Source organism: Lentzea albida, assembly GCF_900111005.1.
Taxonomy (GTDB): Bacteria; Actinomycetota; Actinomycetes; order Mycobacteriales; family Pseudonocardiaceae; genus Lentzea; species Lentzea albida.
This window is the reverse complement of record NZ_FOFV01000004.1, coordinates 137,833-151,379: the sequence shown is the minus strand read 5'-3', so window position 1 is coordinate 151,379 and position 13,547 is coordinate 137,833. Positions and strand designations below refer to the sequence as shown.

The 13,547-nt window shown below is 70.0% G+C and carries 15 protein-coding genes; 3 read left to right on the top strand and 12 right to left on the bottom strand.

Translation table 11 applies throughout. The features are described from left to right. Positions 1-259 precede the first annotated feature (259 nt). Positions 260-1,003 carry an MIP/aquaporin family protein gene (locus BMY74_RS12665; protein WP_089914773.1) on the top strand — a complete coding sequence of 248 codons (744 nt, stop codon included), beginning with the start codon at positions 260-262 and terminating at the stop codon, positions 1,001-1,003. Between the two features lie 13 nt (positions 1,004-1,016). Next, positions 1,017-2,525, top strand: coding sequence for a glycerol kinase GlpK (gene glpK, locus BMY74_RS12660; protein ID WP_089914768.1), 1,509 nt, complete (start codon positions 1,017-1,019; stop codon positions 2,523-2,525). A 139-nt stretch (positions 2,526-2,664) separates the two neighbouring features. On the opposite strand, the gene BMY74_RS12655 is transcribed toward glpK, so the two are convergent. The 4 genes from BMY74_RS12655 to BMY74_RS12640 all read right to left on the bottom strand — a co-directional run bounded on the left by BMY74_RS12655 (position 2,665) and on the right by BMY74_RS12640 (position 6,095). Further along, complete coding sequence (locus tag BMY74_RS12655; RefSeq protein WP_177229717.1) at positions 2,665-3,201, bottom strand: sortase domain-containing protein; 537 nt, start codon at positions 3,199-3,201, stop codon at positions 2,665-2,667. A 76-nt stretch (positions 3,202-3,277) separates the two neighbouring features. Then, positions 3,278-3,961: a hypothetical protein gene (locus BMY74_RS12650; RefSeq protein WP_089914765.1), complete on the bottom strand. Its 684-nt coding sequence runs from the start codon at positions 3,959-3,961 to the stop codon at positions 3,278-3,280. A 29-nt stretch (positions 3,962-3,990) separates the two neighbouring features. Beyond that, positions 3,991-4,443 (bottom strand): class F sortase, encoded by a 453-nt coding sequence (locus BMY74_RS12645; protein ID WP_089914764.1) that lies wholly within the window; start codon positions 4,441-4,443, stop codon positions 3,991-3,993. Positions 4,444-4,691: 248 nt separating this feature from the next. Continuing rightward, positions 4,692-6,095 carry an NAD(P)H-quinone dehydrogenase gene (locus BMY74_RS12640; protein WP_089914762.1) on the bottom strand — a complete coding sequence of 468 codons (1,404 nt, stop codon included), beginning with the start codon at positions 6,093-6,095 and terminating at the stop codon, positions 4,692-4,694. Between the two features lie 109 nt (positions 6,096-6,204). Between BMY74_RS12640 and BMY74_RS12635 the strand changes: the two genes are divergently transcribed. After that, complete coding sequence (locus BMY74_RS12635; protein ID WP_030478530.1) at positions 6,205-6,654, top strand: gamma-glutamylcyclotransferase family protein; 450 nt, start codon at positions 6,205-6,207, stop codon at positions 6,652-6,654. A 91-nt stretch (positions 6,655-6,745) separates the two neighbouring features. Here the strand turns inward: BMY74_RS12635 and BMY74_RS12630 are convergent, their stop codons facing one another. The 8 genes from BMY74_RS12630 to BMY74_RS12595 all read right to left on the bottom strand — a co-directional run bounded on the left by BMY74_RS12630 (position 6,746) and on the right by BMY74_RS12595 (position 13,451). Continuing rightward, a complete protein-coding gene (locus BMY74_RS12630) occupies positions 6,746-7,558 on the bottom strand; it encodes an ESX secretion-associated protein EspG (RefSeq protein ID WP_089914759.1) in 813 nt (270 codons plus the stop codon). Further along, a complete protein-coding gene (locus BMY74_RS12625) occupies positions 7,558-8,772 on the bottom strand; it encodes a PPE domain-containing protein (RefSeq protein WP_089914757.1) in 1,215 nt (404 codons plus the stop codon). Before BMY74_RS12625 ends, BMY74_RS12630 begins: the two co-directional genes overlap by 1 nt. A 2-nt stretch (positions 8,773-8,774) precedes the next feature. Further along, entirely contained in the window at positions 8,775-9,140 is a 366-nt protein-coding gene (locus BMY74_RS12620) for a transcriptional regulator (protein WP_089914753.1), read from the bottom strand. A 97-nt stretch (positions 9,141-9,237) separates the two neighbouring features. Beyond that, positions 9,238-9,822 (bottom strand): DUF3558 domain-containing protein, encoded by a 585-nt coding sequence (locus BMY74_RS12615; protein ID WP_089914749.1) that lies wholly within the window; start codon positions 9,820-9,822, stop codon positions 9,238-9,240. A gap of 6 nt (positions 9,823-9,828) precedes the next feature. Continuing rightward, positions 9,829-10,395, bottom strand: coding sequence for a GNAT family N-acetyltransferase (locus tag BMY74_RS12610; RefSeq protein ID WP_143091555.1), 567 nt, complete (start codon positions 10,393-10,395; stop codon positions 9,829-9,831). Positions 10,396-10,523: 128 nt separating this feature from the next. Next, complete coding sequence (locus tag BMY74_RS46645) at positions 10,524-11,291, bottom strand: HAD-IA family hydrolase (RefSeq protein ID WP_143091554.1); 768 nt, start codon at positions 11,289-11,291, stop codon at positions 10,524-10,526. Next, the gene (locus BMY74_RS12600; RefSeq protein ID WP_089914740.1) at positions 11,270-11,656 is read right to left on the bottom strand and encodes a DUF1707 SHOCT-like domain-containing protein; all 387 of its coding nucleotides are present in this window, start codon (positions 11,654-11,656) and stop codon (positions 11,270-11,272) included. Before BMY74_RS12600 ends, BMY74_RS46645 begins: the two co-directional genes overlap by 22 nt. Positions 11,657-11,687: 31 nt before the next feature. Then, positions 11,688-13,451: an acetyl/propionyl/methylcrotonyl-CoA carboxylase subunit alpha gene (locus tag BMY74_RS12595; protein WP_089914736.1), complete on the bottom strand. Its 1,764-nt coding sequence runs from the start codon at positions 13,449-13,451 to the stop codon at positions 11,688-11,690. Between the last annotated feature and the right edge of the window lie 96 nt (positions 13,452-13,547).

The window sequence follows — 13,547 nt, the reverse complement described above, 5'->3', positions numbered from 1 at the left end:
CTGCAGCTGCGTTCTTGCGCGTGGCCACGGTAGACGCCTCCCTGTGACGACTCGCGGATCACGTTACCTGCAGCAACGCCCCTTCGCCGATGGGCGCGGCGGCCAGAACCCAATGGCCCGAAAACGGCCCGAACGCTGGTGCTCTCCGTGGACAACTGATCAGGTCGGTAATAGCGTCCGATCACGTTGAAGGCGGGCAGCGCAGCCCTGACCTCGGGCTTGCGCGTCCTGTCCGGCCGCAAGCGAGTGGAGGTCGCCGATGAGTGCAGGCTCGATCTTCGTCTGGGAGTTGCTGGGGACAGCGGTCCTCATCCTCCTCGGCACCGGTGTCGTCGCGAACCAGGTGCTCAAGAACACGCTCGGCAACAGCACGGGCTTCCTGTTCGTCAACATCGGCTGGGCCTTCGCGGTCTTCGCCGGTGCGAGCATCGCCAACCCCAGCGGGGCGCACCTCAACCCCGCGGTGACCTTCGGGCTCGCCATCGCGGACAAGACCCCGTGGGGTGATGTCCCGTTCTACGTCCTCGGGCAGATGGTCGGTGCGATCCTCGGAGCGATGCTCTGCTGGGCCACCTACAAGATGCAGTTCGACACGCACGACGAGCCGCAGAACACGCTCGGCATCTTCTCCACCGCGCCGACCGTGCCGAACGCGCCGTGGAACCTCGTCACCGAGATCATCGGCACGTTCGTGCTCGTCGCGTGGATCCTGCTGTCGCCGGGAGCCAAGGAGTCGGTGGACGGCGTGCCGCAGTTCGGCAACTCGGCGCTCGGCTACGCCGGCGTCGCGTTCGTCGTGCTGGTGATCGGCACCTCGCTCGGTGGCCCGACGGGCTACGCCATCAACCCGGCGCGCGACCTCGGGCCGCGCATCGCCTACGCGTTCATGATGCCGATCCACAACAAGGGCAACGCGAACTGGGGCTACTCCTGGGTCCCCGTCGTCGGCCCGCTCGTGGGCGGCGCGCTCGCCGCGCTGCTCTTCCTGGTTCTCCCGGTCTGAAAGGACTCCTCGCATGACGCAGTACGTGGCCGCGATCGACCAGGGCACCACGTCGACCCGGTGCATGATCTTCGACCACTCCGGGCGGGTGGTGTCGGTCGACCAGAAGGAGCACGAGCAGATCTTCCCGAAGGCGGGCTGGGTCGAGCACGACCCGAAGGAGGTCTGGCAGAACACCCGCCAGGTCGCCGCCGGCGCGCTGGCGAAGGCCGATCTGTCCACTTCGGACATCGCCGCGGTCGGCATCACCAACCAGCGCGAGACCGCGGTGGTGTGGGACCGCAACACCGGCGAGCCCGTCTACAACGCCATCGTGTGGCAGGACACCCGCACCGACAAGATCGTCGCCGAGCTGGGAGCGCTGGGAGGCGGGCAGGAGCGCTACCGGGCCAAGGTCGGGCTGCCGCTCGCCACCTACTTCTCCGGGCCCAAGGTCCGCTGGATCCTCGACAACGTCGAGGGCGCGCGGGAGAAGGCCGAGGCGGGCGACCTGCTGTTCGGCAACATGGACACGTGGGTGCTGTGGAACATGACGGGCGGGACGAACGGCGGTGTGCACGTCACCGACCCGACGAACGCCTCGCGCACCATGCTGATGGACCTCGACACGTTGCAGTGGGACGCCTCGATCGCTTCCGACATGGGCATCCCGACGTCGATGCTGCCGGAGATCCGTTCCTCGTCCGAGGTCTACGGCCAGGTGCGCGAACGCGGCGCGCTCGCGGGCGTGCCGATCGCCGGCATCCTCGGCGACCAGCAGGCCGCGACGTTCGGCCAGGCCTGCCTCTCGCCCGGTGAGGCCAAGAACACCTACGGCACCGGCAACTTCATGCTGCTCAACACCGGCACCGAGAAGGTGATGAGCGAGAACGGGTTGCTCACCACCGTCTGCTACAAGATCGGCGAGGCGCCCCAGGTCTACGCCCTGGAGGGTTCGATCGCGGTCACCGGTTCGCTGGTGCAGTGGCTGCGCGACAACCTCGGCATGATCGGCAGCGCGGCCGAGATCGAGGAACACGCGAAGTCGGTGGAGGACAACGGCGGCGCGTACTTCGTGCCCGCGTTCTCCGGCCTGTTCGCGCCCTACTGGCGTTCCGACGCCCGCGGCGCGATCGTGGGGCTCACGAGGTTCGTCAACAAGGGCCACCTGGCGCGGGCCGTGCTGGAGGCGACGGCGTTCCAGACACGCGAGGTGCTCGACGCCATGAACGCCGACTCCGGCGTCGACCTGACCGCGTTGAAGGTCGACGGCGGCATGGTCGTGAACGAGCTGCTGATGCAGTTCCAGGCGGACATCCTCGGTGTGCCGGTCATCCGGCCGGTGGTTGCGGAGACCACGGCGCTTGGTGCAGCCTACGCGGCCGGGCTTGCCGTCGGGTTCTGGAAGACCGAGGACGACATTCGGGAGAACTGGGCGCAGGACAAGCAGTGGGAGCCGCAGATGGACGAGTCCCGGCGCGCGTCGGAGTACGCGAACTGGAAGAAGGCGGTGACTAAGACGTTCGACTGGGTTGAAGACTGAGTCTTCGGTCGCGGCTGCGCCGTAGCGGCGAGTTCGCGGGGAGCTGGTCGTCCAAACGGACGACCAGCGTGAACTCGCGAACCACTCCGTCTTGGTAACTCGCGAGAACCTCGCTCTCGCGTGGCGGCCTCGCTCACCCTCACTGCGATGCGGCTGCATGCACGATCACGTTGTCGCGGGTGCCGCACGTGATCAGGCGCAGGCCCTCCTCGGACTGGTCGCGGGCGACGGCCTCCGCGAAGAAGTCGTCGCGGATGATCCTCTCCGTGCGCGTCACCGCGAAGCGGGCGACCGAACCGTCCTTCTTGGACACTTCGATCAGGTCGCCCTGCAGCAGGTCGTTCAAGCGGAAGAAGATGCCCCTCGCGTTGTTGCTCTCGATCCTGCCGACGAGGATCCACTGCTTCGGTTGCGTTTGGTACCAACCGGCCTGCATGCCCTCGTTGGCTGGCGGCATCTGCACGACGCCCTGCGGGTCGAGGCCCAGGGCGACCAGTGAGGACCGCACGCCGATCCGTTCGATCCGCAGCTCCATCGGATCGGAGTTGCCCAGCGGTGACACCACCGGCGGCGGAGCGCTCTCACTCGTCGCCGCCGGTGGTGCCGGTGCGGGCCCCTGCGAACAGGCCGTGGCCAGCGCCACGCACAGCACCGCGATCAAGACACGAGTCCCCACGGACCCATTGACGCACATCCGGTGGGTTAGTTGCGCGTCCGAACGGGACAGAACCGAAATGTGATCAACTTCTTGGTCACGCGGTGGCGCCGCCCCCGGTCTGCGGCGCACCCTTCGGCTTCACGATCGGCGACTTGACCGCCTTGGGCTGCGCGGCGGCGGTCTGCGCGGGAGCCTTCGCGGTGACCACGAACGGCACCTGCACCTGCTTGCCGCCGCACGTCATCTCGGCCTGGTAGGTACCGGGCTGGTCGACGACCCTGCCGTTGCCGATGCGGAGGTTCACGGACTCGTGCTCGAGCTTGATCGGCGCGGTGAAGCCGGGCGAGGTCGCGACCTCGCCGCAGTCCGACTGCTTGGTCTTCATCACGCTGATGTCGCCGCCCGCCTCGACCTCCGCCTTGTCGAGCGTGAACTTGTCGCGCGGGGCCACGACCGTGAACTCCCGGGTGACCGTCTCGCCCTTGCAGGTCAGCTCCGCGGTGTAGGTGCCGGGCACGAAGCTGGCGTTGGCCTGCGCGACGTAGGTGTTCGGCCCCCCAACCTCGAACTCCGACGAGTACCAGTTGATGAAGCCGTTCGACTTCGCCTTGCCCTCACACCGGGCGGTGACGTCGTAGGAGATGGTGACGTAGTCGCCGGGGCCGTACTCGGTCCTGTCGAGCTGGAAGCCACCCGACTGGGCGTGCGCGAACGGCGCCACGGTGAGCGCGGTGGCGACGGCCGCGAGTCCGACGGCGGCTCTGGTGATGATCCTCATTGGTGTGTCCCCCAAATGCTTCGTGATGGTCAGATGAGCGTCGCGTAGACGATGACGTTGTCCCGGTAGCTGCGTGCGGCTTGGTCGTAGCTGCCCCCGCAGGTGATCAGCCGCAGTCCGGGCACGTCGGTGTCGCCGTAGACGGCCTCCGCGGGGAAGCTGTCCTTGGCGACCTGTTCCTTCCCGTGCACGCGGAACTTCGCCGTGGTGCCGTCCTTCCTGGACACCACGACCTCGTCGCCGGCGACGAGTTCCTTGAGGCGGAAGAAGATCCCGGGCTTCTGGTTGCCGTCGACGTGACCGAGCACGACCGCGGGCCCCGCTTCCCCCGGCGTGCGGGCGAGGCGGTACCAACCCGCCTGCATCGGCTGGTCGACCGGCGGGACCTCGACCGTCTCGTCGGCGTTGAGTCCCAAGGGAACCAACGACGACACGACGTCGATCTTCGGGATGCGGATCTCGGTCGGCTCCGAGGGCGGCATGCCCTGTGTCGCGGGCGAGTGCGCCGTCGACGAGGAGACGACCGGCGGTCCGGCCGGCTGAGGAGCGGCACACGAACCGAGGAGTGCTGCTGCCGTCAATGCGACGGCAGCAGCGAAACGCGCTTCATCGTCCCCCCAGACCTTCTTCGTCCTCTTGCAGGACGAAGTCAATCCGCTGCGCCTGCAGGTCGGCTGCAAGTCATCTGCAAACCGCCTGCAGGGATCCGGGGGAGTTGTTCGACCTCGGGTCAGTCCAGGTCGTCGTGGCGCATGAGCTGGCGGCCCGACTCGGTGATCGAGCCCGACAGCGACGGGTAGACCGAGAACGTCGTCGCGAGGTGCTCGACGGTGAGCTGGTTCTGCACGGCCAGAGCGATCGGCAGGATGAGCTCGCTCGCGTTCGGCGCCACCACGACACCGCCGATGACCACGCCCGTGGCCGGACGGCAGAACAGCTTCACGAAGCCGCGGCGCAGTCCCTCCATCTTGGCGCGGGGGTTCGTGGCGAGCGGCAGCATGATCGTGCGGGCCGGGACCTCGCCCGAGTCGATCGCCTGCTGGCTGATGCCGACGCTCGCGATCTCCGGGTTGGTGAAGACGTTCGCGGCGACGGTCTTGAGCTTGATCGGGCTGACGCCCTCGCCCAGCGCGTGCCACATCGCGATGCGGCCCTGCATGGCGGCGACCGACGCGAGCAGCAGCACACCGGTGCAGTCGCCGGCCGCGTAGACGCCGCTGACGTTGGTGCGGCTGACCCGGTCGACGGGGATGTAGCCGCCGCGCCCGAGCTCGATGCCGATCTTCTCGAGGCCGATGTCGTTCGTGTTCGGCACCGAACCGACCGTCATCAGGGCGTGCGACGCCTCGATCGTGCGACCGTCTTCCAGGTGGATCAGGACGCCGTCGCCGGTGTTCTCGACCTTGTCGGCGCGGGCGTGCTTGACGACGGCCGTGCCGCGCTCGGCGAACACGTCCTCGAGCACCGCGGCCGCGTCGGCGTCCTCGTGGGGGAGCACCCGGTCCCGGCTGGAGACCATCGTCACCTTCACGCCCATCTCGGTGTAGGCGCTGGCGAACTCGACACCGGTGACGCCGGAACCGATCACCGCGAGGTGTTCGGGCAGCTCGGGGAGGTCGTAGATCTGCCGCCAGGTGAGGATCCGCTTGCCGTCGGGCTCGGCGCCCTGCAACACGCGCGGGGTCGCGCCGGTTGCGATGAGCACCACATCCGCGTTGAGGACCTCCTCGGACCCGTCCGCGCCCGTCGCCACGACCTGGTGCTGGGCGAGCCCGCGCGAGTCGTCGACGAACTTCGCGAGCCCGTTGATCAGCCGCACGCCCTCGCGCTGCAGCCGCGCCCGTACGTCCGCGGACTGGGCCAGGGCGAGGCCCTTCACCCGTCCGTGTACGACCGGCAGATCGACCGCGGCCTGCTCGTTGTGGGTCTGAATGCCCAGCTCACCGGCGTTGCGGAAGGCACTGCGAGCCCCTGCGGAGGCGATGAAGGTCTTCGACGGCACGCAGTCGTACAACACACATGCGCCACCGGCCCCGTCGTTCTCCACCACGGTCACGTCGGCGCCGTGCTGGGCCGCGACCAGGGCTGCCTCGTAACCTGCGGGTCCGCCGCCCATGATGACGATGCGGGTCACGATCAGTTCCCTTCTGCGTGCTTCCAGGCCGGCTCAACCGTACGCGTTGACCGAATCGACCGTGTCGTCAGTACCGAAAGCTGATCGCCGCGCCGCTACGCTGTCGGACGTGCCGCTCTATGCCGCGTACGGGTCGAACATGGATCCGAACCAGATGATGGAGCGAGCCCCGTACTCCCCGCTCGCGGGGACCGGCTGGCTCGTCGGTTGGCGCATGACGTTCGGTGGCGAGGACCTCGGGTGGGAGGGGGCCCTCGCGACGATCGTCGAGGAGCCAGACCACCAGACGTTCTGCGTGCTCTACGACGTGTCACCCCGCGATGAGTCGCGGCTGGACCGCTGGGAGGGCGCGCTCGGGCTCTACAAGAAGATCAGGCTGCGCGTGCAGACCCTTGAGGGGTCCGTGGTGGCCTGGCTGTACGTGCTGGACGCGTACGAGGGCGGGCTGCCGTCCGCCCGGTACATCGGTGTGGTCGCGGACGCGGCCGAGGCCGCCGGGGCGCCCGACGACTACGTGAACGACCTGCGGACCCGGCCCTGCCAGGGCATCGGGCCCTGATCCCTGGCGGTTTCCGGGCGTTCTCGGCTGACCCGTCCGGCATCTGCGGGTCAGCTCGCGCGTCTGCGCAACGCCCTCCGGCCCGGTCCGGCTAGCGGTTCGTGCCCGCCGCTTCCGCCAGCAACTCCACCAGGTGGTGGTGCATGCGCCGGTAGTCGATCGGCGTGATCGTCGACCAGGGCTCCTGCCCCTCCGACGCGCGCCGCATCTGCAGGTAGCGGCCCTTCGGGGTGTCGTAGAACGCGACCACGCGGTCCGGGCGGACCCGCTTGCCCCACTTGTCGCGGGCGGCGGCGCCGAACTGGCCGCGGTTCGTGGCGTCGCGGACCATCTCGGCCAGGGTGTGGGCGTCGTCCGCCCTCAGCCTGCTCTGCAGGCCCGCCTCCAGTTCCTCCGGCGTGCTCGCGGAGGAGGCCGCTGCGTCCAGGTCCGCCGAGGGCAGGGTGATCGAGTGGCCCTCGCCCGCCGGGGCGGTCGGCAGGGCCGTGAGGGCCTCGCGGGGGAGGCCGTCGGCCTCCGCCGGGCGCAGGACGAGCTGGGTGCCGTCGAGGACGGCCAGGACGCCCGCCTGGCCCTTGCCCGCCGCCAGGACGCGCAGGCTGCGTTCGTCGAGCCACATGCGGGCGTCGATCTCCTGCTGCGGGCGGTCGAGCACGTGCAGGAGGTCCTCGAGCATCGGGTCGAGGGAACGCGGACCGCCGAGGCCGCGGGCTCCGAGCTGGAGCCAGACGCGGTCCTCGATGGTGCGGCGTTCCTCCGTCGTCTTGCCCGGTGACGGGACCTTCAGGACGAGTGGCATCGTCTCCAGGCCCAGGTGCTCCCAGAGGACGTCGAACTCCAGCGTGGAGATGACCACCGGGTCGCGCGTGTCGCTCGTTCCGGTGTCCAAGCCGAACAGGGTCATCAGTCGGTCGTGCTCTCCCCGATGACGGGCAGCGAGTAGCTGCCCACGCCGTAGATGTCGTCGCGCTCGCGGAGGTAGTCGGCGGCCTTGTGCTCCAAGTCCTCCTCGTCCTCGCCCTTGCGCGGGCCCATGCCGCCGAACGGGTCGAACGCCTGCGGCAGCGGGACGGCCCTGCGGTGGACCTGGTCGTTGTTGTTGTTCGCGCCGACCGTGCCCGTCGGGCCCATGGCGGTGCCCGAGCCGCCCAGGACGCCCGCCGCGTGGCCCTGGTTCATGACCGTGCCCGCGGCGGCGGCGCTGGAGGCCGCGGTCGCGCCGTCCTCCATCTGCTTCGGGCCGGTGGACTCGCTCGACGATCCCGAACGGCTGGAGGTGCGCTGGCCCGGCAGGCCGACGCCCGCGGTGCCCGTGCCCGTGCCGGTGCTGCCGGGACCCGCCGTCCCGGCCGCGGCCGGGGAGTGCGAACCCCTGGTGCCCGGTGCCGTGCCGGTGCCGGCGTTAGAGGTGCTCGTCGTCGACCCCGGCGCGGCGGTGCCGCCCTTCGCGGGCGTGACGGCGGTGCCGCGCGTGCCCGTGGTGCCGCGGGCGGGCACGACGCCGCCGGTGGTGCCGCGCGGGCCGACTCCCCAGACGGGGGCCGCGCCGATCTGCGCGCCGCCGCCGTGCACCGGGCCCGTGCCGTTGATCTGCAGCTGCGGGGGCTGGCTGAACTGACCCAGCGTCGAGGTGTTCGCCGACGTGGACGACGCGTAGGTGGACATGACCTCACGGGCGCGGCGCTCGGCCGCGTCCTGGGCCGCCTCCTGCTTCTCGTGGTCGGTCTGCCCGCCGAAGAGGTGCGTGAGGCCGGTGACCAGCGCGCCCGGCTGCTCCGCGGTCACGGCGACCGGCGCGGGCATGTCCGCGCGGGCCTTCGAGATGTACCCGGCCTGCAGTTCGGCCGAGTAGCGCATGACGTCGGAACCGGTGCGCGCGCTGTCCGCCCAGGCGGCGACCGGGTTCAGGCCGGACTGCGCCATCTCGGCGGCCACGCCCTGCCACTTCGCGCCCGAGAGCGTGATGCCCTTGTGCAGGTCGTCGTTGATCTCGGTCAGCGCGGCCGACACGCCCTGCCAGCGCTCCATCGACGCGAACGACGCCGAGGGGCCCGGACCGGAGTGGATGCGTTCGTACAGCTCTTTGTGGCTGTAGCCCTGCCAGCGGTGATCGACCATCCTCAGCACCCGCTCTTGTTCATCATGCCGGTGTTGTCGCCCTCGACCACGTTGTACTGGCGCTCGATCTGGTTCAGGTTGTCCATCGCCGTCTTGAGCTGCCGCTGGTAGTTCAGCAGGGCCTGCAGCGCGGAGTCACCGTCCGCGATCGAGCGGTCGTTGAACTTCTCCGCGGCCTCGGCGCTCACCGGGTCGCCCGCCCACGGGCGCACGCGGAACTCGGTGACCGCCATCTCGATCTGCTTGTCCAGCTTGACCAGGGCGGCGGAGAACGTGTTGCGCAGCGCTGGGATCGCCTCCGGCTCCACGTTCAGCTGGTGCGAGGTGGGTGGCGAGGAGTCTGCCCCGCTGCGTCCCCCTGGCGGCATCGTGAAACCTCCGGCGGTCGTGCCTACATGCGCTTCGTCACTCTAGCCACTCAAGGTGACGCTCGGGAGTGCGATCAGTGACATCCGCCCGTGTGGGTCAGCGACTTTGGAGCAAACTGGCCATCGCCGCCTCTGCCACCCGCTGGGCGCCGAGGCAAAGATGATCTTGTTGCACCGCAGTGGAATTGCCGCCGTCGCGGAACATGACGTCGAGGAACTGCCCATCGGCAACGTCTATTTCCACATTGCAGACGTCGTGCACGTCGGGTGTGCGGACAGTAATCGCCGTGAAACCCTCGATCGTGCCGACGGTGTAGTCGACCTGAGCGTTCTCCGAGAGCCACACGTCGGCGCCCGACACGAGCACGAGTGCGATCCTCGCCACATTTCCGCTCGTGGTGCTCCGGATCGTGCACGCCTTCGCACTGCCGAAGCTCGGCTCGACGTACGGGCTCGGCGGGTTGTCGAGGCTCAGCGACACGCGCTGCTCCTCGGTCAGCACCGCACACGGGTCGACCGCGTCGAGCGGCACCGCGCGGGGCCGCTGGGGGAAGTCGAACGGGGTGGTCGTCGTCGGGGACGGCGGTGGCGGAGGGGGTGGGGTGGTCAGCGCGCTCTGCTCAGGAGCGGCCGTGCACCCGGCCAGCACCGCCGCGACGATCAGGAGCGCCGTGGTCCGCATGGCCGGTCACCGTAGCCGCTCCGGCGGCGGGTCCGAAGCCAGTCGTGACCACAGCAACTGGTCTTCCCGCTGATCATCGACGATCGCCTCCTCGCGAAGACGACCCTCAAGGGTGAATCCGCACTTCTCCGCGACCCGCTGCGAGGCCGTGTTCGACACCGCGTGGCGGTAGGTGATCCGGTGCATCTCCATCGCGCCGAAGACCCACCCGAGCACCGAGTTCAGCGCCGCCGGCAGCACCCCCTTGCCGCGGTGCTGGGGCTGGCTCCAGCACATCACCTCGGCGGACCGGAGGTGGTGGTCGACGTTGTGGATGACGATCCCGGCCAGCACCTCGGCCGTGACGGCGTCACACACGGCCCACGACCAGCGGTAGTCCTTCTCCCAGCCGTCGGTCATCAGCACGACCAGCAACTCCGCGGACGGCGCGCCCTCCGCGGTGAGGCGGCTCATGTACCGCTTGGTCTCCGGGTCGGCGAAGGTCTCGGCGAGCGCGGGGACGTCGTCGATGCGGTCGTCGCTGCGGAAGGCGCGCAGGTAGTACTCGCCGGCGTTGATCTCGACTGGCTCCACGGGCGGGAGGCTAGTCGCCGGTGGGGTGGTGGTGCTGGTCGGCTGGGGCGCTGGGCGCGGGTGGGCTCGTGGTGCTGCGTGGCCAAGGGCTGGTCGCCGACGGCGCGTGGTGTCGCGCGGCCGGCGACCTAGTCGCCCGTGAACCCGTCGTGCTCCTCCGCCAGCTCGTCGAGCTCGGCCCGGTGCGCGGACGCCGGCGACCCGTCCGGCGCCGTGGTCAGCTCGACCACCCAGTCCACGTCCTCGGCGTCGTCCTCGCCCGCCAGCATGTCCCGGTGCACGTGGCACGGGCCCCAGCCGGCCTCCAGCAGTTCGGCGGCCAGCTCCTCGGCCTCGTCGCGGTCCGGCAGGATGAGCAGCACGGTCGGCGGGATCAGGTCCCGCACGGCCAGCGCCCTGCGCAGCGCCGCGACGTCCGGCACGTGCACGCCGTCCAGGCCCGCCTCGGACGCGGCCGCCGCGTTCTCGGCGGTGTCGTCGCAGAACACGCCGGTCGAGTACCCGAGTTCGTCGAGCACGCGCCGGTAGACGGCCGGGTCCGGCTTCGCGAGGCCGAGCCGCGCCGAGTTGAAGACCGCGTCGACCTCGGCGTCGAGGCCGAGCGCCACGAGGTCTTCCTCGAGCCTTGTGGTCGCGTTGGTCAGCAACGCCACGAAGCACTGCCTGCGCGCCATGCGCACCAACGCCAGCGCCTCGGCGATCACCTCGCCGGTCGAGACGGGGAAGTCCGCCTCCTTGCGCCACTGCTCGTCGGTGATCTGGCCGGTGACGGCTCGGCGCAGCAGCGACGGCTCGAAGGCGCGGGCGGCGACCTCGGGCGCGATCGGCGGGAACGACCTCAGCACGCCGTCGAGGTCCAGCAGCAGCAACGGTTTCAGCGCCGGCGTCCGTTCCACTGGGCCCACAGGATCGCCACGGCGGGCACCAGCAGGAAGATCAGCGGGTTCCTCACCAGCGCGAAGAAGAGGATCACCGTCGCGATGCCCACGACGGGGACGACCGCGCCCTCCCAGCGGCGCGCGGGCGTCCGCACGGGCTCGTTGAACATCGGCACGGGTGCCACGAACTGCGGCCGCGGGTCGGGCAGGTCGTAGAACAACGCCATCAGCTCGCCGCGGGTCTTCGCGGTGGTGATCTTCGCGGACCGCTCGCCGTACTCCGTGATGTCGATGCGGCCCGCGCTCATGTGCTCGCCGAGGACCTGCAACGCCTGCTGCCGCTCGGTGTCACCGATGCGGATGTCCCTGCTCGGGTCGCTCACGAACCCAATCGTAGGTGAGCGACCCGGCAGCTCAGTCCTTCAGCTCGCAGATCACGGTGCCCTGGGTGATCGGGTCGCCGGGCGCGGCCGCGAGGCCCGTCACCGTGCCGGCCTTGTGCGCCGTCACCGGGTTCTCCATCTTCATGGCCTCCAGCACGACGATCAGGTCGCCCGCCTCGACGGCCTGCCCGTCCTCGACGGCCACCTTCACGATCGTGCCCTGCATCGGGGCCGCCACCGCGTCACCCGACACGGCGGCGGAGCTGCCGCCGGCGCGCTTCGCCTTGGGCTTCTTCGCCGCGGCGGCAGGACGGGCCGCACCGACGGCGAGGTCACCCGGCAGCGACACCTCCAGGCGACGGCCGCCGACCTCGACCACCACGGTCTGGCGCGGGGACTCGTCCTCGGCTGCCGCGGCACCGGTGAACGGTTCGATCTGGTTGTCGAACTCCGTCTCGATCCACCGCGTGTGCACGGTGAAGCCCTCGGGCTTCTCGGCGGTGAAGGCCGCGTCCCGCACGATCACGCGGTGGAACGGCAGCACGGTCGCCATGCCCTCGACGACCATCTCGTCCAGGGCGCGCCGCGAGCGGGCCAGCGCCTCCTCGCGGGTCTCGCCGGTGACGATCAGCTTGGCCAGCAACGAGTCGAACTGCCCGCCGATCACCGTGCCGCTCTCCACACCGGCGTCCACGCGGACACCCGGACCGGACGGCGCGATGAACGTGGTGACCGTGCCGGGTGCGGGCAGGAAGCCGCGGCCGGCGTCCTCGCCGTTGATCCGGAACTCGATGGAGTGCGCACGGGGCGTGGGGTCTTCGAGGTGACGCAGCTTCTCGCCCGCGGCGATGCGGAACTGCTCGCGCACCAGATCGAGGCCCGTCGTCTCCTCCGACACCGGGTGTTCGACCTGCAGGCGGGTGTTGACCTCCAGGAACGAGATCGACCCGTCGAGGCCCACGAGGTACTCGACGGTGCCGGCGCCGTGGTAGCCCGCTTCGAGGCAGATCGCCTTGGCGGAGCTGTGGATCGTGGCGCGCTGCTCGTCGGTCAGGAACGGCGCGGGCGCCTCCTCGACGAGCTTCTGGTGGCGGCGCTGCAGCGAGCAGTCGCGGGTGCCGACGACGATCACGTTGCCGTGGGTGTCGGCGAGGACCTGCGCCTCGACGTGGCGCGGCTTGTCCAGGTAGCGCTCGACGAAGCACTCGCCGCGGCCGAACGCGGCGACGGCCTCGCGCACCGCCGAGTCGAACAGTTCGGGGATCTCTTCCAAAGTTCGCGCGACCTTGAGGCCACGGCCGCCACCGCCGAACGCCGCCTTGATCGCGACGGGCAGCCCGTGCTCGGAGGCGAACGCGATGATCTCGTCCGGCCCGTTGACCGGGTCCTTGGTGCCGGGCACCAGCGGCGCGCCCGCGCGCATCGCGATGTGCCGCGCCGTGACCTTGTCGCCGAGGTCGCGGATCGCCTGCGGCGTCGGGCCGATCCACGTCAGCCCGGCGTCGATCACGGCCTGCGCGAACTCGGCGTTCTCGGACAGGAAGCCGTAGCCGGGGTGCACGGAGTCGGCACCGGACTGCGCGGCGGCCGCCAGCACCTTCTCGAACGACAGGTAGCTCTCGCCGGGGGTGCTGCCGCCCAGCGCGAACGCCTCGTCGGCGAGCCGCACGAACGGCGCGTCGCGGTCGGGATCGGCGTAGACGGCGACGCTCGCCAGTCCGGCGTCACGGCAGGCTCGGATGACCCGGACGGCGATCTCACCGCGGTTCGCGATGAGCACCTTGCGCAGCGACACGGCGTCGTACCTCCTGCTGGACCGGTATTTACGGCTCTGGCTGGTGCCGCAGTCTACGGAAATCGACGAACTCCGAGAGGGAGAGACGCCTCACTT

Bases quoted from the DNA above. Each gene is read 5' to 3' on its own strand.
- BMY74_RS12665 (WP_089914773.1), top strand. From the start codon at position 260: ATGAGTGCAGGCTCGATCTTCGTCTGGGAGTTGCTGGGGACAGCGGTC.
- glpK (WP_089914768.1), top strand. From the start codon at position 1,017: ATGACGCAGTACGTGGCCGCGATCGACCAGGGCACCACGTCGACCCGG.
- BMY74_RS12650 (WP_089914765.1), bottom strand. From the start codon at position 3,961: ATGAGGATCATCACCAGAGCCGCCGTCGGACTCGCGGCCGTCGCCACC.
- BMY74_RS12645 (WP_089914764.1), bottom strand. From the start codon at position 4,443: ATGCCGCCCTCGGAGCCGACCGAGATCCGCATCCCGAAGATCGACGTC.
- BMY74_RS12630 (WP_089914759.1), bottom strand. From the start codon at position 7,558: ATGACCCTGTTCGGCTTGGACACCGGAACGAGCGACACGCGCGACCCG.
- BMY74_RS12625 (WP_089914757.1), bottom strand. From the start codon at position 8,772: ATGGTCGATCACCGCTGGCAGGGCTACAGCCACAAAGAGCTGTACGAA.
- BMY74_RS12620 (WP_089914753.1), bottom strand. From the start codon at position 9,140: ATGCCGCCAGGGGGACGCAGCGGGGCAGACTCCTCGCCACCCACCTCG.
- BMY74_RS12615 (WP_089914749.1), bottom strand. From the start codon at position 9,822: ATGCGGACCACGGCGCTCCTGATCGTCGCGGCGGTGCTGGCCGGGTGC.